Consider the following 18,646-nt stretch of genomic DNA (forward strand, 5'->3'; position numbering starts at 1 on the left):
CCGGCGTACGTTGGAACGTGAGGCAGGAACGTGAGGCAGGGTGCGGGCGGCAGGAAGGCCGGAGCCCATGGCAAGAGCGACCCATTCCCCCGTCACCGGCAAGGTGGCCGGCTTCCTGAACAGTCCCTTCGTCGGCATCTCCCCCTGGATCGCGTTCTCCCTGCTGGTGGGGCCGGGGCGGTTCGAGTGGGCGGTGGCGCTGGCCCTGGTGATCTCCCTGACCCTCGTGGTGGGAGGCCGACTGGTCGCCCGCGGCTCGTCGTGGAAGCTTCTGGAACTGTCCGACCTGCTGTTCTTCGGGGTCCTCAGCATCGTGGGCCTCACGGCGAGTCCGGGGACCCTACGGTGGCTGGAAACGTACGCGGGCGAGGTCTCCAACATCGCCCTGGTGATCATCGCGTTCGGCTCCATGGCCGTGCGGATGCCCTTCACCCTCCAGTACGCCCGTGAGCGCGTGGACCCCTCGCTCTGGAAGACGCCCGCCTTCCTGCGGACGAACTACGCGATCACCGGGGTCTGGGGGCTCGCCTTCCTGGCGGCAGCCGTGGCGGGCGCCTTCGGCGATCTGGTGCTGCACAACCCGAACAACATCTGGACGGGCTGGATCATCCAGATCCTGGCGATCGTGGCGGCCCTGCGCTTCACCGAGTGGTACCCGGACGTCGCGCGCGCCAAGGCCCGCGGCCTGCCCGCGCCGCCCGTCTCCAGACTGCTGCTCCCGCTGGCCGGGCTGCTGATCCCGGTGGGGATCGCGGTGCTGATCTTCGACAACACGTGGTGGCTCGGCGTCGGCCTGATCGTCGTCGGCGGTTGGACCACCCGGCTGCTGCGCCGACAAGAGGAACCGGCCGGCTCGACTGATCGCCAGGTACCGGGCTGAATCGTTTCACCAGACCGCTGGATCCTGCCTGCTCTGGGCGATCCCCCGCGTCGCCCAGAGCAGACGATCTCGTGCGCTGAGTATATTGGCTCGCAGCCAGTCAACGCAGGAGTAAGCATGTCCCCGCGCAGCGCATCGGTCAATGAAGAATTGCGCAGACGTTCCCGGGAGCGGTTGCTGCAAGCCACGGTCGATCTCGTCGCCGAACGCGGCTACGAGGCCACGACCCTCGGCGACATCGCGGACCGGGCGGGCGCCGCCCGCGGCCTGGTCTCGTACTACTTCCCCGGCAAGCGACAGTTGCTCCAGTCGGCCGTGCACCGGCTGATGCACCTGACCTTGGAAGCGGCCCTGGAACGGGATCCCCCGACGGATGACGGCCGCGAGCGGATGGCCCGGGCGATCGACGCGATCCTGGGACTGGCCCGGGACCGGCCGCGGCTGATGCGGACCCACATGGCGGGCATCCTCCAGGCGGAGGGGTTCGTCCAGTGCGTCGAGCAACAACGGCTCGCGCAGTTGCTGCGGGACACGGTCACCCGCTACGGGTCGGCGGACGTGGACACCGACTATCCGCTGCTGCGGGCCCTGCTGATGGGTGCGGTGGTGGCGGTGCTGCTGCCGGGAGCGCCGATGCCGCAGACCCGGCTGCGGGCCGAGCTGTTCCAGCGGTACGCGTTGGACTGGGAGATGGGCGACCCGCCGGACGGCGGGCCGCCCGGCGGATCGTTCCCCTCGGCACGGTGAGCGCCCTGTCGTCGGGCGGGGTCAGTGGTATTCGGGTTGCGTCTGCACGTTGAGGCCGTCCATCCGCACCCACTTGGCGCTCTCGGTGCGCCAGTCGTCGAGCCTCAGCACGTCGAGGCCCTTCACGATGTCGTTCGAGTAGATGTGCCCGTTGTAGTAGTACGCCGACCAGGAACCGCCGAGGCCGAGCGCGTCGGTGGTCAGGGGGCCGCGCTCGAAGTACGCGATCTCCCTGGGCCGGGTGGAGTCGGTGAAGTCCCACACCGAGATCCCGCCCTGGTACCAGGCCTGCACCATGACGTCGCGACCGCCGCCGACCGGGATCAGCGAGCCGTTGTGGGCCACGCAGTTCTCGGTGTCGGCCTGGAGCCGCGGGATCTTGAAGTAGCTCTTGAAGACGAGCTTGCGCTGGTCCCCGCGACCGGTGATGTCGTAGATCCCGTCCGCGCCCCGGTCCGGGCCGGTGGCCTCGTTGCAGGTGGCGCCGCTGCCGCCGCCCAACTCGTCGGTGAACACGACCTTGTTCGCGCGTTCGTTGAAGGTCGCGGAGTGCCAGAACGCGAAGTTCACGTTGTCCTGGACCCGGTCGATGACCCGCGGTTGCTCGGGCTTGCTGATGTCGAAGAGGATGCCGTCGCCCATGCAGGCGCCGGCGGCGAGGTTCTTCGAGGGGAGCACGGTGATGTCGTGGCAGCCGGTGGTCTTGGAGACGCCGGGGTTGGCGGGCGCTCCCGGGTTCCCGCCGTCCGGGAAGAGGACGGGGAAGGCGACGACCGAGGCGTTCGTCGGGGCCTTCTTCGGGACCTTGACCACGGAGATGCCGTCGTGCGGCGGCTTGCAGTCGGGGAAGGCCTCGTTCGGCGAGTACGAGGAGACGTAGAGGTAGATGTCACGGCCGCCCGGCACCAGGGTGTGGGTGTGCGAACCGCACGCGGTCTCCACCGACTTGATGTACTTGGGGTTCTTCTTGTCCTTGATGTCGAAGATCTTGATGCCCTCCCACGAGGACTTCTCCGTGGCGGGCTGCGAGACGCTGTTGCAGGAGTCGTCGCTGCGCGAGGAGTCGGTGGAGAGGAACAGCAGGTCGCCGGAGACCGACACGTCGTTCTGCCCGCCGGGGCACAGGACCGTGGTGACGGTCTTGGGCGCCTTGGGGTTGCCGATGTCGTAGATGGTGAAGCCGTCGTAACTGCCCGCGTAGGCGTATCTGCCCTGGAAGGCCAGGTCCGAGTTGATGCCGTCGGGGTTGGCGCTGGGGATGTTGGCGAGGGGCTTGATGTTCCGGCTGTGCACGATCTCGTCCTGACCGGGGATCTCCCCGGGGGCGAGTTCGCGGCCTTGGGCGGGTGCGGCGTCGCGCGCGGATCCGACGCCGGGTAACGCGTCGCCCGGGTCGGGGCTGGCGACCGCCGGTCCGGCGGCGGCCAGGAGCGTGGAGAGCAGCCCGGCGGCCACGAGGGCCACCGCCGGACTTCTGCGTGGCGCTCTGACGGTGTGCGAGGTCACTGTGCCTCCCGTGGGGGCCCGTGCGTTCCGCTCTTCCTGGGAACGGAACCTGGACCCCGGCAGTATCGTCCTTTCCATGGACATGGCAAACGTCTTACTCGGCCGAATCCTGGGAGCGGCGCTGACCGCCGGTCTCCTGTTCACCCTCGCCGGCTGCCGGCAGGACGGGGCGGCGGACGACGCCCGCGACGGCGCGCCGGTGGTCGTGGCCCCCGGCAGACCGGGCGAGAGGGCACGGACCCTCTCCCCCGAACAGGCGGCCAGGGAGCGTCCGGACGACAGCCCCAACGCCGCCGACCAGACGTACGTGCGTCACATGATCGAGCACCACGGACAGGCGCTGACGATGAGCGCCCTCGCCCCGACCCGGGCCTCGGCCGACGGGGTCAAGCGGGTCGCGGAACGCATAGCCGCCGCGCAGCGACCCGAGATCGGGGCCATGGAGAAGTGGCGGGCCCGGCACCCGGCGCCCTCCACCGACGCCGGATCCCACGACCACGGCACCATGCCGGGCATGGCCACGGAGCGGCAGCTCGCCGACCTCGCCGCGGCGAAGGGCGCGGACTTCGACCGGCTCTTCCTCACGCTGATGATCGCCCACCACGAGGGCGCCGTGAAGATGGCGGGCGAGGCGCTGGCCGGCGGCAACAACGTGGCGGTCGAGGAGATGGCGACGGAGGTGGTGGCCACCCAGAGCGCCGAGATCCACCGTATGCGCGCGATGGGCTGACGGCCGGGAGACCCGGTGTCATGCTGGAGACACCTGCGGGAGGAGTTCCGCCGTGCTTCGTGTCGCCGTCGTCGGTTCGGGCCCGAGCGGGGTCTACGCCGCGCAGATCCTGGCGCAACAGCGCGAGGTGCCGGGTGTACGGGTCGACGTGCTGGACCGGCTGCCGGCGCCGTACGGGCTCGTGCGGTACGGGGTGGCCCCCGACCACGAGAAGATCAAGTCGCTGACCGGAAGTCTGCGCGCGGTGCTGGAGGACGAGCGGATCCGCTTCCTCGGGAACGTGGAGGTGGGCGGTCCGACCCTGACCACCGACCGACTGTTGGAGCTGTACCACGCGGTCGTGTACTGCGTCGGCGCCGCCCGGGACCGGCTGCTGGGCATCCCGGGCGAGGAACTGGCCGGGGTGCACTCCGCGACGGCCTTCGTGGCCTGGTACAGCGGGCACCCGGACGCGGCGGCCTTCGACCTGCGCGGGGTGCGCTCGGCGGTGGTGGTCGGGGCGGGCAACGTCGCGGTGGACGTGACCCGCATCCTGGCCCGGGGCGCGCCCGAGCTGACGGCGACCGACATGCCGCACCCGGCTCTGGGGGTGCTGGCGGGCAGTGGTCTGCGGACGGTGTCGATGGTCGCCCGGCGCGGCCCCTCCCAGGGCCGGTTCACCACGAAGGAACTGCGCGAACTGGGCACCCTGCCGGGGGTCGCGGTGCGGGTGGACCCCGCCGAACTGGCCCTGGACCCGACCTACCGCGACCCGGACGCGGCGGCCGCGCTGCCCGCCGTGGCCCGGCGGAACCTGGAGGTGCTGCGGGGCTGGGCCGAGGCGGACGGCGAGGCGGCCGAGGAGCAGGACCGGACCATCGCCCTGCGGTTCCGGTTGCGTCCGGCGATGGTGCTGGGCGGGGCGGACGGGCGGGTCGTCGGCATGCGGTTCGAGCGGACCGCGCAGGACGGCGCGGGCGGGCTGACCGGCACGGGCGTGTACGAGGACGTCCCGGCGGAGCTGATCCTGCGGTCGGTGGGGTACCAGGGCGTGCCCCTGCCCGGTCTGCCGTTCGACGCGGTGCGCGGCACGATCCCGCACGCGGCGGGTCGGGTGCTGCGCGCGGGCCGGGCCTCGGTCGGGGAGTACGTGGCGGGCTGGATCAAGCGCGGCCCGACCGGGGTGATCGGCACCAACCGGCCGTGCGCCAAGGAGACGGCGTCCTCGCTGCTCCAGGACGCGGGGAGGCTGGCCCGGCGCGAGCTTCCGGGCGACCCGCTGGACGCCCTGCGGGCGGCGGGCCTGAGGCCGGTGGAGTGGCCGGGCTGGCTGGCCATCGAGGTCGCGGAGGCCGACCTGGGACGTTCGCTGGGACGCCGCTCCGTCAAGATCCCCGACTGGTCGGGCCTGCTGGGCGCGGCGGGCTCTGCGCCCCCTACGCCGTGATCGGAGTCGTGAGGCGGGCCTCCTGGGCGCTCGCCGCCTGCAGGACGCTGTCCAGCAGGCCGGGGAAGAGGGCCTCCAGGTCGGCGTCGCGCAGGCCGTTCAGCTTGGTGGTGCCCGCGTAGGCCTGCCGTACGACGCCGCTCTCGCGCAGCACCCGGAAGTGGTGCGTGGTCGTGGACTTGGTGACCGGCAACGCGAAGTGTGAACAGGCGAGTTCGGTGTCCGAGGAGGCCAGGTCCCGGACGATGGACAGTCGCAGCGGGTCGGAGAGCGCGTGCAGCACGCCTTCCAGGCGGATCTCGGCGCGGTCGGGGTGGGCGAGTGCGCGGGTGGTCTCACGTTCCGCCATGTCCTGCTCCACTCGCTCGGTGTGACGCGTGCCGTCATCGCTCGTGCCGTCATTGTACGAGGAATGCCGTACGAGACGGCCCGTACGAGACGGCCCGCACGGAGGGCCGTCTCGCGGCAGGGTCGATTCCCGGCGATGGGTCGGCCCGGGCGTGGGGGCCCGGGCCGACCCGGTTCACCAGGCCCGGTGGTACGGGGAGGGCGTACGCGGCTCCGCGCCCAGCTCGGCCGCCGCACGGCGGGCCCAGTAGGGGTCGCGGAGCAGTTCCCGGCCGAGCAGGACCGCGTCGGCCTCCCCGTTGGAGAGGATCTTCTCGGCCTGGGCCGGTTCGGTGATCAGGCCGACGGCGGCGACGGGCAGCGAGGTCTCGGCCTTGACCCGGGCCGCGAAGGGCACCTGGAAACCGGGAGCCACCGGGATCTTGGCGTCCGGGGCGAGTCCGCCGGTGGAGACGTCGAGGAAGTCCACGCCGTGCCGGTGCAGGAGAGCGGCCAACCGGACGGTCTCGTCGCCGGTCCAGCCGTCCTCTTCCAGCCAGTCGGTGGCGGAGATCCTGAAGAACACGGGGAGTTCCTCGGGCCACACCGCCCGTACGGCGTCGACGACTTCGAGGGCGAAGCGGGTGCGGTTGTCGAAGGAGCCGCCGTACTCGTCGGTGCGGTGATTGCTGCGCGGGGACAGGAACTGCCCGATGAGGTAGCCGTGCGCGCCGTGGATCTCGACGATCTCGAAGCCGGCTTCGCGGGAGCGGCGGGCGGCGTCCGCGAACTGCGCGGTGATCTCGTGGATCTGGTCGACCGTCAGTTCGTTCGGGATCGGGTCGCCCTCGTGGAAGGGCAGTGCGCTCGGGGCGTCGGGCAGCCAGCCGTGCCCCTCGGGCCCGACCGACCGGCCGCCCTTCCAGGGGCGCTCGGTGGACGCCTTTCGGCCGGCGTGCGCAAGCTGGATGCCCGAAATGGTTCCCTGCGACTTGAGGAAGGCGGTGATCGGGCGCAGCGCCTCGACCTGGGTGTCGTTCCAGATGCCGAGGTCGTACGGGGAGATGCGGCCCTCCGGCGAGATCGCGGTGGCCTCCTGGATGATCAGGCCGGTGCCGCCGACGGCGCGGGCGGCGTAGTGCGCGAAGTGCCATGCGCCCGCCGCGCCGACCGCGGGGCCGGTGGCCTCGGCGCTGTACTGGCACATGGGAGCCATCCACACGCGGTTCGGGATGGTCACCGAACGGATCGTACGGGGCTGGAAAAGGGCGGCAAACGCAGCGGGGGCAGCACTCATCGGGCTCTCCGGGTGTCGGCGGGCGCGCCGGGCTCGGCGGCTAAGTACGAGATCTACCGTACTACGAATTTCACCGTACTACGAGAGTTCTCGTACAACCGGCGTTCGCGCAGCAGCGGGGGCCGGCCCCGGAACCGGGAACGTCGCTGCGAGCCGTTGTCGGCGGCCGGGTGCAGACTGGCTCGAAGCTGCTGTCGTGAAGGACAAGGAAGTCCGGAGGTGTCGGCCATGTCCGACGTTCTGCTGCTCGCGGGTACCCGCAAAGGACTCTTCATCGGCCGCCGGACGGACGCCGGGCCCTGGCGGTTCGACGGGCCGCACTTCAACGCCCAGGCCGTGTCCGCGGTCGCGATCGACACCCGGGACCCGGCCCCCCGCCTGCTGGTCGGCGGGGACAGCGCGCACTGGGGCCCGTCCGTCTTCAGCTCCGACGACCTGGGCGCGACCTGGCGGGAGCCCGCCGCGGCGGCCGTCCGGTTCCCCCGGGACACGGGCGCATCGCTGGAACGGGTGTGGCAGTTGCACCCCGCCGGGCCGGAGGCCCCGGACGTGGTCTACGCGGGCACCGAACCGGCCGCCCTGTTCCGCTCGACCGACCGGGGCGAGTCCTTCGAGCTGGTCCGACCGCTGTGGGAACACCCGAGCCGCGGGAGTTGGGTACCGGGCGGTGGCGGCGAGGGCCTGCACACCGTGATCACGTACCCGGGCGACCCGGACGCCGTGACCGTCGCGGTCTCCACGGCCGGCGTGTTCCGGACCCGGGACGGCGGGGCGAGCTGGACCCCGTCGAACCACGGGGTCTCGGCGGTGTTCCTGCCGGACCCGAACCCGGAGTTCGGCCAGTGCGTCCACAAGATCGCCCAGGACGCCGGGAACGCCGACCGGCTGTACCTGCAGAACCACTGGGGGGTCTATCGCAGCGACGACGCGGGCACGGACTGGACCGACATCGGCGCCGGACTGCCCTCCGACTTCGGCTTCGCGGTGGCCGCCCACCCGCACCGGCCGGACACCGCGTACGTCTTCCCGCTCAACGCCGACTCCGACCGCGTCCCGGCCGAACACCGCTGCCGGGTGTTCCGCACACGGGACGCGGGGGCCCGCTGGGAGCCCCTGGAGCGGGGGTTGCCGGACGGGGACCACTACGGGACCGTCCTGCGGGACGCACTCTGCACCGACGACGGAAACCCGGCCGGGATCTACTTCGGCAACCGCAACGGGGAGTTGTACGGCAGTCACGACGACGGTGACAGCTGGCAACTCCTGGCCGAACACCTGCCGGACGTGCTCTGCGTGAGGGCCGCCGTTCTCCCGTGACGGATTGAGCCAGTAGAGTGATCGACCGTGGCAGCACGACCGTTGAACGAGATCGTCGAGCCGGGCTGGGCCCGGGCTCTGGAGCCGGTGGCCGCGCAGATCGCCGCGATGGGCGACTTCCTGCGCGGCGAGATCGCGGCGGGAAGGACCTACGTCCCCTCGGGGGCCAACGTCCTGCGCGCGTTCCAGCAACCCTTCGACGAGGTGAAGGTGCTCATCGTCGGACAGGACCCCTACCCCACCCCGGGGCACGCGATGGGCCTGTCCTTCTCGGTGGCGCCCGAGGTGAGTCCCTGGCCGCCGAGCCTGGACAACATCTTCCGCGAGATGCACGCGGACATCGGGACGGGCCGGCCGCTCAACGGCGATCTGACCCCGTGGACCCGGCAGGGCGTACTCCTGCTGAACCGCTCGCTCACCACCGCCCCGCGCAAGACCGGCGGTCACCGCGGCAAGGGCTGGGAGGCCGTCACCGAGCAGGCCATCCGCGCGCTCGCCGCGCGCGGCAAGCCGCTGGTGTCCGTGCTGTGGGGGCGTGACGCACGCAACCTGAGGCCCCTGCTGGGCGACTTGCCGGCCGTGGAGTCCGTGCACCCCTCCCCCATGTCCGCGACCAACGGGTTCTTCGGTTCCAGGCCGTTCAGCAGGACGAACGAGTTGCTGGTGGGACAGGGAGCACAGCCGGTTGACTGGCGCCTGCCGAACGCCAGTTGACCGTACAGTTGAAACTTATACGACATTCAACGGATAAATACGGACAGAAGCCGCCGGAAGAGGCCCTGCCCGAACACTCTCTTCCGATAAGCCAGTAGCATGCGGCGCCATGAGCTCCCCCACTGGGCCCGACAATGGCCTGCCCGTACGAATGCCGCGACCCCGCCCTGCCGGACGGCACCGCCGACCCGAGCCCGCGGTGGCGCCCGAGGGCGCGCCCGCGCTGGTGCTCGCCGTGCCCGGTGCCCCCTCCGCCGCCTCGCGCGGACTCGCGGAAGAGATCATCAGCATCGGCCGCTCCGAGCTGCCGGGCCTCGACGGCCGGATCGGATACCTCGACGGCGATGACGCCGAGGGTTCCGAGTTCCCGTCGCTCTCCGGCGTACTGACCGCCATCGCGCACGAACGTGCCGCGCGCGCGGAGTTCTCCCGCGCCGCCGGGCACGAGGTGCCCCCGGCCGGCGGCCCGGACGCCGTGGTCGTGCCCCTGCTGGCCGGCCCCGACGGCGACCTGCTGCGCCGCGTCCGCCAGGCGTTGATGGACTCCTCGGCCGCCGCCGAGCTGGCCGACGTGCTCGGCCCGCACCCGCTGCTCGCCGAGGGCCTGCACGTACGGCTCTCCGAGGCCGGTCTGGCCCGCGCCGACCGGGCGCGCCTGTTCACCGTGACCACCGCCGCCGACGGCATCATCCTGGCGACCACCGGTGGCGAGGAGGCCGTCCGGGCCGCCGGGATCACCGGCATGCTGCTGGCCGCCCGTCTCGCGGTGCCGGTCAAGGCCGCCGCCCTGGACCAGGAGGGCTCGGTGGCGACGATCGCCGAGCAACTGCGCGCCGAGGGGTCGACGCAGTTGGCGCTGGCCCCGTACCTGATCGGCCCGGAGGCCGCCGAGGGGCTGCTGGACACGGCCTGCAAGGAGGCCGACTGCGCCACCGCGGAGGTGCTGGGGGCCTACCCGGCGCTCGGCAAGCTGGCCGTCACGCAGTACAGCGCGGCACTGGGGATCACCCTGGGCGCCGCGGCCCACTGAACCACCCGCTCGACACCCGTACGCGAGGGCCCGCGCTCCACGACCGGAGCGCGGGCCCTCGTGCGTGCGGGCGCGGGCCCGTCGCCCGGGCGACTCAGCCGAAGACCACGCACGTGGCGGCGGGCACGGCGACCGAACCGGCCCGGCGCGGCCGGCCGGTCAGCCGGTCCACGTCGAACCAGGTGACGTCCCCGGACCTCTCGTTCGCCGCGTACAGCCGGCGGCCCGAGGGGTCGAGGGCGAGGTCGCGCGGCCAGTGCCCACCGCAGGAGACGATGGCGGTGAGCTGCGGCTTCTCGGGCCCGCCGGCGAGCGAGAAGGTGACGAGGGTGTCGGCGCCGCGCACGGCGGCCCAGACGAAGCGCCCGTCGGGTGAGACGACCACGGCCGAGGGGTGGTCACGTACGGGCCCTGAGGACCCGCCCGCGGCGATCGGAACCTCGGCGACCGGTTCCAGCCGCCCGGAGGTCGCGGTCCACCGGCAGACGGTCAGCTGGGCCTCCAGTTCGTGCAGGACGTAGACCACCTCGCCGTCCGGGTGAAAGGCGAGGTGGCGCGGTCCCGTCCCGGCCCGCAGCGCGGTCTCGCCGTGCGGCCGCGGCTCACCGGTGGCCGGGTCGAGGGCGTGGACCAGCACCGAGTCGGTGCCCAGGTCCACGGCGAGCAGTCGGCGGCCGGTGGGGTCGGGCACCACCTGGTGGGCGTGCGGGGACGCCTGCCGGTCGGAGTCGAGGCCGGAGCCGCGATGGGCGAGGACGGCGGCGGGCCCGAGGATCCGCCCGTCGGCGGCGAGCGGGAGGCTGCTGACACTGCCGGAGGTGTAGTTGGCGGCGAACAGGCGCCGACCCACGACGCAGAGATGGGTGGGACCGGACCCGCCGACCCGGACGGGGCCGCCGAGCGGTTCGAGCCCCCCGGCCGTGGCACGGAAGGCGCCGACCCCGCCCTGCTCGGTCTCGCTGACCGCGTAGAGCACCCCGGTGTCCCGCGCGAGGGCGAGGTACGAGGGGTCCACGAGGGCGGCGGTGGCGGAGAGCGGGGTCAGCGCCCCGGTGGCCGGATCCACGGCCGCGGTGGTGACACCGCGACCGCCCCCCGAGGTGAACGAGCCGATGTAGGCCCGGTGTCCGTCCGCTTGGTCCGTGCTGTGCGCGTCGTCCACAGGTACCTCAATTCCGCCGTTCCGGATCCGTTCGGAGCCGACGGTAACAGAAGGTCTAGACCAAATCCCGTCCTTGGGCCCTTTCTTGCGCGCCGCGATGGTGAACGTAGGCCGTCGCGCTGGCCCGGTCCTCGTACGTGCGGTGGAACACCGGGGTCGCGGAACCGGAGATCGGCGGCACGATCCAGGACCAGTCCGCCCCGACCGCACGCCCCTTGCGCTCCTCCCGTTCCAGGTGGGACAGGAAGCGCCGGGACTCGGTGTGGTGATCGGCGATGGTCACCCCGGCCCGGTCGAAGGAGTCCAGTACGGCCCGATTGAGCTCGACCAGGGCCCGGTCCTTCCAGAGGGAACGGTCGGTGGAGAGGTCGAGGCCCAGCCGGCGGGCGACCGCGGGGAGGAGGTTGTACCGGTCGGTGTCGGCCAGGTTGCGGGCCCCTATCTCGGTGCCCATGTACCAGCCGTTGAACGGGGCCGCCGGGTAGTGGATGCCACCGACCTCCAGGCACATGTTGGAGATGGCCGGGACCGCGTGCCAGCGAAGACCCCAGTCCGCCCAGCCGTCGGCGGCGTCGGGGTGGCGGATCGGGACCTCCAGCACCGCGTCCGCGGGGGTCTCGAACCAGCGCGGCTTGTCGTCCACGCCCTGGACCACGAGCGGGAGGAGGTCGAAGGGGGTGCCGGGCCCGCCGGGCCACCCGAGGCCCAGCAGGGCACCGGTGAGCGGGGCGTTGCGGGCGTCGCCGACGGTGACGGAGGGATGGTCTCCGTACCCGGCGTACCGGACCAGTTGCTCGCTCCAGATCAGCGGGCCCGGGCGGCCCGGGGCGTCCGGGGCGAAGACGGTGATGGTGGGCCGGACCCGGCCGCCGTTGGTGGCCTCGCGCAGGTGGGCGAAGCACTCCTCGGCGACGTCGTCGGCCTCGGTCAGTTCGCGGCGGTCGCGGACCCGCAGCGAGTTCCAGTAGAGCCTGCCTATGCAGCGATTGCTGTTGCGCCAGGCGACGCGGGCGCCGTGCACCAGTTCCTCCGGGGTGTGTCGGTAGGTTCCGGTGCCCGCGAGTTCGGCCCGTACGGCGGCGAGTCGAACACGCGGATCACCGGCTTCCGGATTCTCCCGGTGGAAGAGTCGGATGAACTCCTCGGCTGCTTCCCACACCTGAGCGGTGTCGGAGCGCTGGTGAAGAATTTCCATTCCGGGCCGTTACCCCCCGTTCGACCAGATCCACCCGGTACGTGCCGGATGAACGTGCATTCACCGATCACCCGTTGTACATGCCGCAGGTCAGCGGCAGGCGACCCTTGCCAGGGGAACACTCGTCCGAGTGGTCTTCGCGGGAGGAGCGCCGAGAAGCCACGGGTGGGGAGTAACATCCGCCGCAGTTCGCCGAGTTGTGCGGGTTCGGTGTCAGGGGTCAGGGCTCGATGAGGCCGACGCGGATGGCGTAGCGGGTGAGTTCGAGGCGGTCGCGCAGGCCCAGCTTCTGGAGGAGGTTGGCCCGGTGCCGCTCCACGGTCTTGGCGCTGATGACGAGCAGGTCCCCGATCTCCTTCGAGGTGTGGCCCTCCGCGACGAGCTTGAGGATCTCCTCCTCGCGTTCGGTGATGGGCCGGGCCGGGAGGGGATCGCCCTGACGGGCACGGTCGAGGTAGCTGCGGATGAGGGCGGTCTCGGCGCCGGGATAGATGAACGGTTCGTCACGCAGGACGGCCCGGCAGGCTTCCACGAGGTCGCGGTCGGCGACGGACTTCAGGACGTACCCGCCCGCGCCGGCCCGCAGGGCTTCGAAGAAGTACTGCTCGTTGTCGTACATGGTGAGCATCAGGATCCGCAGCCCCGGTCGGAGGCGGGCGAGTTCCCGGGCGGCCTGTAGTCCCGTCTGTCGGGGCATGGCGATGTCGAGGATGGCCAGGTCCACGTCGGTGGTGCGGGCCAGGGCGACGGCCTCGGCCCCGTCGGCCGCCTCGGCCACGACGGTGAGGTCGGGTTCGGCGTCCAGGATGAGCCGTACGCCGCCCCGCACGAGGGCGTGGTCGTCGGCGAGCAGGATCCGGGCCGGTGCGGTCATCGGGCGTTCTCCCCGGTGTCGGTGTCGGTGTGGGCGGCGGTGTCGGTGTGGGCGGCGGTGTCGGTGGCCGTGTCGGCGGCGGCGACCGTCAGGCGCACGTCGGTGCCGCCGGTGGCCGCGGGGGCGACCGACAGGTCGGCGCCGATCAGCAGGGCGCGCTCGCGCATGCCCTGGATGCCGGCGCCCTCCGGCGCGGCGCCGACGCCCCGGCCGTCGTCGTGGACCAGCAGCACCACGCCACCGCCGGGCCGCGGGCGCAGGTGCAGTGCGACGCGGGTGGCACCCGCGTGCCGCGCGGCGTTCGTCAGGCCCTCCTGGGCGACGCGGTACAGGACGAGTTCGGTGGCGGGCGCCAGGGCGGGCAGCCCCGGGGTGATGTGCGCGCTCACGCCGAGGCGCGGGGTGGTGAACTCGGCGACCAGCGACCGGAGCGCGCTGTGCAGGCCCAGTTCCTCCAGGACGCCGGGGCGCAGGCGGCGGGCGATGCGCCTGATCTCGTCGAGGCCGGCGCGGGTGGTCTCCTGGGCCTGGCGCAGGTCGGCGCGCACGGGTTCGGGGACCCGGTCGGCGGCGTGCTTGAGCTGGAGGAGCACGGCGGTGAGGGTCTGGCCGACCTCGTCGTGGAGCTCGCGCGCGATGCGGTGGCGCTCCGCCTCCAGGGCCGACAGGACACGGCCGCTGCTGGTGGCCCGTTCGGCCTCCAGCCGGTCCAGCATGCTGTTGAAGGTCTCGGTCAGCTCGGCGATCTCGCCGCGACCGGTGACCCGGGGACGCCGACCGGGACGCAGCAGGTCCGCCGTGGCCATGGCCCGGGTGAGACGTTGCAGCGGGGCGAGTCCGATCCGCAGGAGGACGGCGTTGGCGACGAGCATGGCCGCCAGTCCGCAGAGCAGGACGAGCGCTTCCCCGAAGAGCACCGGGGTCGAGACGGTGACCGGACCGAAGAACAGCAGCACGGCCACGACGAGCACGGCGGCGTTCAACAGGAAGATCCGCCAGTACAGCGACATGGGACCGCGCCTCTCTCGTCGAACGTCCGTCCCACTATCGCCGTCCCCCGCCCCACCGCCCGCATCGGCCCGCCGACCCGGATCCGTCCCCGGCCTGCCCTGTCTCGGCGCCCGACCCGTGGCGGGATCCACTTCCCCGCCCCACCCTCACCGCTGCGGAGCCGTCCTGTCCATCCGTGCCGACACCCATTTCACGCGCCTTCGGAAAGTGGCAGCATGGGCCCGCGCCGAGGCCCGTGACCTGCCCGAACACGCCTACGGCGCCGTACGGCAACCACGGATGGATCAAGGGGGGACGGGCTGTGCCTGCTCCACGGATGAGTACGACACCGCTGCCCGGCATCGGCGTCCAGTACGACCTCACCACGCGCGAACACCGCCACCTGTCGGTGATCGCGCACCGGGACGGCACCCGCACGGTGAACGTCTACCGGGCCGACGATCCCGACGCGTGCGCCCAGTCGCTGCACCTGACCGGGCCGGAGACGGCGTCGCTGATCGACGCGCTCATGCCGGCGCACCACAGTCCCAACGTCCTGCACACCACCGATCTGGGGCTGGTGGCCGAACGGATCGAGCTGTCGGCGCACTCCCACTGGAACGGCCGGGTGCTGGGCGAGACCCGGATGCGGACCGAGACCGGCGTCTCGGTGGTCGCCGTACTGCGCCGCGCCGAGGCGCGTCCCTCCCCCGCGCCGGACTTCCGCCTGGCCGGCGGGGACACGCTCATCGTCATCGGCACCCGCGAGGGCGTCGAGGCGGCCGCCGCGATACTCGGACGGGAGTGAGGCCGTGCACTCCGCTGTCTTCCTCATCGAATTCGGCGCGATCATCCTCGGCCTGGGCCTGCTCGGCCGGGTCGCGGGGCGCCTCAAGTTCTCCCCCATCCCCCTCTATCTGCTGGCGGGGCTCGCGTTCGGCAACGGCGGGCTGCTGCCCCTCGGCGCGAGCGAGGAGTTCGTGGCGATCGGCGCCGAGATCGGCGTCATCCTGCTCCTGTTGATGCTGGGCCTGGAGTACACCGCCAGCGATCTCGTCTCCAACCTCAAGACCCAGTACCCGGCGGGGCTGGTCGACTTCGGCCTCAACGCGGTGCCCGGCGCGGTCGCGGCGCTGCTCATGGGGTGGGGGCCGGTCGCGGCCGTCGTCCTGGCCGGGGTCACCTGGATCTCCTCCTCGGGCGTCATCGCCAAGGTGATGGGCGATCTCGGGCGGCTCGGCAACCGGGAGACGCCGGTCATCCTCAGCATCCTGGTGCTGGAGGACCTGGCCATGGCCGTGTACCTGCCGATCGTCACGGCACTGTTGGCGGGGGTGAGCCTCGCGGCGGGCAGCCTGACCCTGGCCATCGCGCTCGGTGTCGCCGGGGCGGTCCTGTTCGTCGCCGTCCGGTACGGGCGGGTGATCTCCCGCTTCGTCTCCAGCGACGACCCGGAGAAGCTGCTCCTGGTGGTCCTCGGACTGACCCTGCTCGTCGCGGGCCTCGCCCAGCAGCTCCAGGTCTCGGCTGCCGTCGGCGCGTTCCTCGTCGGCATCGCGCTGTCCGGGGAGGTCGCCGAGGGCACGCACACGCTGCTGAGTCCGCTGCGGGACCTGTTCGCCGCGGTGTTCTTCGTCTTCTTCGGCCTGCACACGGACCCGGCCAGCATTCCGCCGGTGATCCTGCCCGCCCTCGCGCTCGCGCTCGTCACCGCCTGCACGAAGGTCGCCACCGGCCACTGGGCCGCGCGGCGGGCCGGGGTCGGCGTCAAGGGGCGTTGGCGGGCGGGCGGCACCCTGGTGGCGCGCGGGGAGTTCTCCATCGTGATCGCCGGGCTGGCGGTCACCGCGGGCATCGAGCCGGGCCTCGGGCCGCTGGCGACCGCGTACGTGCTGATCCTGGTGATCGTGGGACCGCTGACCGCCCGCTACACCGAGCCGTTGGCGGTGTACCTGACCGGGCGGCGGGCCCGGCCGCGGCCGCTGTTGGCCGCGGTGCCCTCTCCGGCGAAGTCGCCGGAGGGCGTGTCCGAGAACGTGCCGGAGCAGGACCAGGATCCGGCCGGGCGCGCCTGAGCGGCGGCCCGACCGGTCTCGCTCAGGCGCTGACCAGGGGGCCGCGCGCGGGCGTGCGCAACGGGGCGTCGAGCTGGGTGAGGAGCCGCTCCAGGCCGTGCAGGTGGGCCAGCGCGTGCTCGCCGGCGCGCTGCTCGGGGATCAGTCCCGCGGCCGGTCGGCCGTCGGCGCCGGCAGGTGTGCCGGGCGAGGTCAGCGCCTCGACGGCGGTCTCCACGCGCCGGCAGGCCGCCGCGAGCCGGGCGTCGTGGCCGGCGTCCGGGTCGGCGGCCACGGTGACCAGACCCCGCACCTCCGCGGCGCACTCGTCGAGGAGGGACAGCACGTGGCGCGCCCGTGCCTTGCGGGCCGCGTACGGGCTGAGCGGGTGGACGAGCGGGGCGAGGGAGAGCCGTACCCGGCCCAGCAGCAGTTCCAGCTCGGCGGCGTGCGGGGCCGGGTCGGCGGCCGGTGAACCGGCCAGTCGGGCGGCGGCCTCGGCCGTGCAGGTGCGGACGCAGAGCAGGGCGCGCTGGATCCAGGCGTCGTTCGTGGCGTGCGTGGTGACGGGCAGGACGAGGATCACGGCGAGTGCCGCGCAGACCGCGCCCACGGCCGTCTCCTGGAAGCGGAGCACCAGCAGGCCCGGGTCCAGGACGCCGAGGAGGCCGTAGAGCAGGCCGGCCATGACCGTCACGGCGAACATCATCCAGCTGTACGAGACGGGGGCGGTGTAGAAGATCCCGAAGACGCAGACGGCGACCAGCGCGGCGGTCGGCGCGGGCGCCCCGTCCAGCGGGATGGCGACGAGCAGGCCGACGCCGATCCCGATGACCGTGCCGAGGACCCGGCGGAAGCCGCGCACCAGGGTCTCGCCGCGCGAGGCCGTGTTCACGAAGATCCACCAGACGGTGCCGACGGCCCAGTACCAGCGGTCCTCGGACAGTACCTGACCCACGCTGAGCGCGACGGCGCAGGCGGCGGTGGCCTGGAGGGCCTGTCGGGTGGTGGTCCGCGCGAAGCCGGTGCCGGGCAGGCCGGGCGGGGTCGGGGGCGGCGGTGTCCGGCGCTCGATCGGCCACAGGACGAAGCGCACGGCGGCGGCGGAGAGCAGCGCCAGGCCGACGGCGGCGAACAGTTCGGGCAGTTGCGCGGGGACCGCGTGCAGGAACTGGGTGGTGAAGAAGCTCATGAAGGCGAAGACCCCGAGTGCGTGTCCGCGCGGACCCCAGCGGCGGGCGTAGACCCCGGCGAGGACGACGACGAGGAACGCAGCGTCGCGGGCGAGCGTGATGCCGTGCAGGGTCGTGGCGAGGGCCAGTACGGGGAAGCCCGCCAGGGGCAGCAGGGCCGTGGTCACCCGCTGGGCGCGCACGGTGGCGTCGAGGACGGTGAACAGGGCCAGCAGGGCCGCCAGTCCACCGGTGATGGAGGCGGTCAGGGACAGTCCGGCCAGTTCGGCCGAGGCGACGGCCAGGCCGATGCCGATCACGGCGCGGAGCGCGTTCCTCAGTCTCATTCGCCCCGGGTCCGGAGCCACGAACATCCTCTTCACGGCGGTGTGCCGCCCCCCTCGATACGACGCACGCCGGGCCTGCCGCCGCCCGGGGGTGGTGGGCGGTGTGCGGGCACGGCGAAGGCGCCACGGTCCGGAGCGGCCTCGTCGCCGTCCGGCGCTGCGTGGCGCCGTAAGTACATGGATAGGACACAGATAACCACCCCGGGGCCCACTGGCTCAACTCGGGCTCGGAACACTGGGCCATTGGCCCTGTTCGGGGCGCGTGGAACGGGCCGGCGCGGACCAAAGGCCCGGCTCGGAGTCGTGGCCCGACGCGACCGGTGCGGGGTTCAGGCGGGGCGGGGGTAGATGCGGGACTGTTTCACGCTGCCGTACGCGAAGCTCGACTCGATGGAGGCGATGCCGGGGATGGCATGGATCCGGTCGCGGACCAGGGCCTCGTACGCCTGGAGGCTCTCGATCACGACCCTGAGCAGGTAGTCGCTGCTGCCCGCCATCAGGTAGCAGTCCTGGATGTGCTCGATGCCCGCGACGTGTCCCTCGAAGATCCTGACGGCCTCGCTCGTGTGGCGTTCCAGCCGGATCCGGACGAAGACGGTGATGGGGAGTCCGAAGCCGACCTGGTCGACCATCGCCGTGTAGCCGCGGATGAGATCGGCCTCCTCCAGTCGGCGGACCCGGCGCAGACACGGCGAGGGGGACAGTCGAACGCGGTCGGCCAGGTCCTGGTTGGACAGGCGGCCGTCGGCCTGCAATGCGCGAATGATCAGCAGATCGACTGCGTCCATCGGCCCTCCTTGGCAGATTCTGCCTCAAAGCTATGTCTGAGAGGCAGAACTGGCAATCGGCTGCCCCGGCTCAGGCTCTAGCGTTGCCTG

At 72.3% G+C, this 18,646-nt stretch carries 18 protein-coding genes; 9 read left to right on the plus strand and 9 right to left on the minus strand.

What is annotated here, in order from left to right:
• Nucleotides 1-67: 67 nt before the first annotated feature.
• Entirely contained in the window at nucleotides 68-880 is an 813-nt protein-coding gene (locus ACQEVM_RS21960) for a hypothetical protein (RefSeq protein WP_433081611.1), read from the plus strand.
• Between the two features lie 117 nt (nucleotides 881-997).
• Nucleotides 998-1,627: a TetR/AcrR family transcriptional regulator gene (locus ACQEVM_RS21965; protein ID WP_433081613.1), complete on the plus strand. Its 630-nt coding sequence runs from the start codon at nucleotides 998-1,000 to the stop codon at nucleotides 1,625-1,627.
• Nucleotides 1,628-1,648: 21 nt separating this feature from the next.
• Here the strand turns inward: ACQEVM_RS21965 and ACQEVM_RS21970 are convergent, their stop codons facing one another.
• Complete coding sequence (locus ACQEVM_RS21970) at nucleotides 1,649-3,133, minus strand: LVIVD repeat-containing protein (RefSeq protein WP_433081615.1); 1,485 nt, start codon at nucleotides 3,131-3,133, stop codon at nucleotides 1,649-1,651.
• A gap of 76 nt (nucleotides 3,134-3,209) precedes the next feature.
• On the opposite strand from ACQEVM_RS21970, the gene ACQEVM_RS21975 reads away from it, so the two are divergent.
• Together ACQEVM_RS21975 and ACQEVM_RS21980 are read left to right on the plus strand one after the other, a co-directional pair.
• Nucleotides 3,210-3,863 carry a DUF305 domain-containing protein gene (locus ACQEVM_RS21975; protein ID WP_433081617.1) on the plus strand — a complete coding sequence of 218 codons (654 nt, stop codon included), beginning with the start codon at nucleotides 3,210-3,212 and terminating at the stop codon, nucleotides 3,861-3,863.
• A gap of 52 nt (nucleotides 3,864-3,915) precedes the next feature.
• On the plus strand, nucleotides 3,916-5,289 hold the full coding sequence (locus tag ACQEVM_RS21980; protein WP_433081619.1) for an FAD-dependent oxidoreductase: 1,374 nt from the start codon (nucleotides 3,916-3,918) through the stop codon (nucleotides 5,287-5,289).
• Here ACQEVM_RS21980 and ACQEVM_RS21985 read toward each other — a convergent pair.
• On the minus strand, nucleotides 5,279-5,638 hold the full coding sequence (locus ACQEVM_RS21985) for an ArsR/SmtB family transcription factor (protein WP_433081621.1): 360 nt from the start codon (nucleotides 5,636-5,638) through the stop codon (nucleotides 5,279-5,281). The two genes, ACQEVM_RS21980 and ACQEVM_RS21985, sit on opposite strands and share 11 nt — an antisense overlap.
• 174 nt (nucleotides 5,639-5,812) lie before the next feature.
• Entirely contained in the window at nucleotides 5,813-6,913 is a 1,101-nt protein-coding gene (locus ACQEVM_RS21990; RefSeq protein WP_433081623.1) for an NADH:flavin oxidoreductase/NADH oxidase, read from the minus strand.
• Between the two features lie 228 nt (nucleotides 6,914-7,141).
• Between ACQEVM_RS21990 and ACQEVM_RS21995 the strand changes: the two genes are divergently transcribed.
• From ACQEVM_RS21995 to ACQEVM_RS22005, 3 genes are all read left to right on the plus strand, one after another.
• The gene (locus tag ACQEVM_RS21995; protein ID WP_433081625.1) at nucleotides 7,142-8,230 is read left to right on the plus strand and encodes a WD40/YVTN/BNR-like repeat-containing protein; all 1,089 of its coding nucleotides are present in this window, start codon (nucleotides 7,142-7,144) and stop codon (nucleotides 8,228-8,230) included.
• Between the two features lie 27 nt (nucleotides 8,231-8,257).
• Nucleotides 8,258-8,944, plus strand: a complete 687-nt coding sequence (locus tag ACQEVM_RS22000) for a uracil-DNA glycosylase (protein WP_433081627.1) — start codon at nucleotides 8,258-8,260, stop codon at nucleotides 8,942-8,944.
• A gap of 109 nt (nucleotides 8,945-9,053) precedes the next feature.
• Nucleotides 9,054-9,974, plus strand: a complete 921-nt coding sequence (locus ACQEVM_RS22005) for a sirohydrochlorin chelatase (RefSeq protein WP_433081629.1) — start codon at nucleotides 9,054-9,056, stop codon at nucleotides 9,972-9,974.
• Between the two features lie 94 nt (nucleotides 9,975-10,068).
• Here ACQEVM_RS22005 and ACQEVM_RS22010 read toward each other — a convergent pair whose 3' ends face one another.
• The 4 genes from ACQEVM_RS22010 to ACQEVM_RS22025 all read right to left on the minus strand — a co-directional run bounded on the left by ACQEVM_RS22010 (nucleotide 10,069) and on the right by ACQEVM_RS22025 (nucleotide 14,215).
• Nucleotides 10,069-11,136: a lactonase family protein gene (locus ACQEVM_RS22010; RefSeq protein WP_433081631.1), complete on the minus strand. Its 1,068-nt coding sequence runs from the start codon at nucleotides 11,134-11,136 to the stop codon at nucleotides 10,069-10,071.
• 55 nt (nucleotides 11,137-11,191) lie between these two features.
• Complete coding sequence (locus ACQEVM_RS22015) at nucleotides 11,192-12,331, minus strand: nitric oxide synthase oxygenase (RefSeq protein ID WP_433081633.1); 1,140 nt, start codon at nucleotides 12,329-12,331, stop codon at nucleotides 11,192-11,194.
• A 220-nt stretch (nucleotides 12,332-12,551) separates the two neighbouring features.
• Nucleotides 12,552-13,205 carry a response regulator gene (locus ACQEVM_RS22020; protein WP_433081635.1) on the minus strand — a complete coding sequence of 218 codons (654 nt, stop codon included), beginning with the start codon at nucleotides 13,203-13,205 and terminating at the stop codon, nucleotides 12,552-12,554.
• Nucleotides 13,202-14,215 carry a HAMP domain-containing sensor histidine kinase gene (locus tag ACQEVM_RS22025; RefSeq protein WP_433081637.1) on the minus strand — a complete coding sequence of 338 codons (1,014 nt, stop codon included), beginning with the start codon at nucleotides 14,213-14,215 and terminating at the stop codon, nucleotides 13,202-13,204. The genes ACQEVM_RS22020 and ACQEVM_RS22025 overlap by 4 nt, the downstream gene beginning before the upstream one ends.
• Before the next feature lie 317 nt (nucleotides 14,216-14,532).
• Between ACQEVM_RS22025 and ACQEVM_RS22030 the strand changes: the two genes are divergently transcribed.
• Both ACQEVM_RS22030 and ACQEVM_RS22035 read left to right on the plus strand, forming a co-directional pair.
• Entirely contained in the window at nucleotides 14,533-15,003 is a 471-nt protein-coding gene (locus ACQEVM_RS22030) for a cation:proton antiporter regulatory subunit (protein ID WP_053678243.1), read from the plus strand.
• 4 nt (nucleotides 15,004-15,007) lie between these two features.
• Entirely contained in the window at nucleotides 15,008-16,270 is a 1,263-nt protein-coding gene (locus ACQEVM_RS22035; RefSeq protein ID WP_433081640.1) for a cation:proton antiporter, read from the plus strand.
• Between the two features lie 22 nt (nucleotides 16,271-16,292).
• Here ACQEVM_RS22035 and ACQEVM_RS22040 read toward each other — a convergent pair whose 3' ends face one another.
• A complete protein-coding gene (locus tag ACQEVM_RS22040; protein WP_433081642.1) occupies nucleotides 16,293-17,795 on the minus strand; it encodes an FUSC family protein in 1,503 nt (500 codons plus the stop codon).
• Between the two features lie 302 nt (nucleotides 17,796-18,097).
• Entirely contained in the window at nucleotides 18,098-18,556 is a 459-nt protein-coding gene (locus ACQEVM_RS22045) for an Lrp/AsnC family transcriptional regulator (protein WP_433081644.1), read from the minus strand.
• Nucleotides 18,557-18,646 lie beyond the last annotated feature (90 nt).

The sequence above is a fragment of the Streptomyces sp. CA-243310 genome, from assembly GCF_050936775.1.
Classification (GTDB): Bacteria; Actinomycetota; Actinomycetes; order Streptomycetales; family Streptomycetaceae; genus Streptomyces.

Coding starts and splice junctions, on each gene's coding strand:
- ACQEVM_RS21960 (WP_433081611.1), top strand. CDS start 68: ATGGCAAGAGCGACCCATTCCCCCGTCACCGGCAAGGTGGCCGGCTTC.
- ACQEVM_RS21965 (WP_433081613.1), top strand. CDS start 998: ATGTCCCCGCGCAGCGCATCGGTCAATGAAGAATTGCGCAGACGTTCC.
- ACQEVM_RS21975 (WP_433081617.1), top strand. CDS start 3,210: ATGGACATGGCAAACGTCTTACTCGGCCGAATCCTGGGAGCGGCGCTG.
- ACQEVM_RS21985 (WP_433081621.1), bottom strand. CDS start 5,638: ATGGCGGAACGTGAGACCACCCGCGCACTCGCCCACCCCGACCGCGCC.
- ACQEVM_RS21990 (WP_433081623.1), bottom strand. CDS start 6,913: ATGAGTGCTGCCCCCGCTGCGTTTGCCGCCCTTTTCCAGCCCCGTACG.
- ACQEVM_RS21995 (WP_433081625.1), top strand. CDS start 7,142: ATGTCCGACGTTCTGCTGCTCGCGGGTACCCGCAAAGGACTCTTCATC.
- ACQEVM_RS22005 (WP_433081629.1), top strand. CDS start 9,054: ATGAGCTCCCCCACTGGGCCCGACAATGGCCTGCCCGTACGAATGCCG.
- ACQEVM_RS22015 (WP_433081633.1), bottom strand. CDS start 12,331: ATGGAAATTCTTCACCAGCGCTCCGACACCGCTCAGGTGTGGGAAGCA.
- ACQEVM_RS22020 (WP_433081635.1), bottom strand. CDS start 13,205: ATGACCGCACCGGCCCGGATCCTGCTCGCCGACGACCACGCCCTCGTG.
- ACQEVM_RS22025 (WP_433081637.1), bottom strand. CDS start 14,215: ATGTCGCTGTACTGGCGGATCTTCCTGTTGAACGCCGCCGTGCTCGTC.
- ACQEVM_RS22030 (WP_053678243.1), top strand. CDS start 14,533: ATGAGTACGACACCGCTGCCCGGCATCGGCGTCCAGTACGACCTCACC.
- ACQEVM_RS22040 (WP_433081642.1), bottom strand. CDS start 17,795: ATGTTCGTGGCTCCGGACCCGGGGCGAATGAGACTGAGGAACGCGCTC.
- ACQEVM_RS22045 (WP_433081644.1), bottom strand. CDS start 18,556: ATGGACGCAGTCGATCTGCTGATCATTCGCGCATTGCAGGCCGACGGC.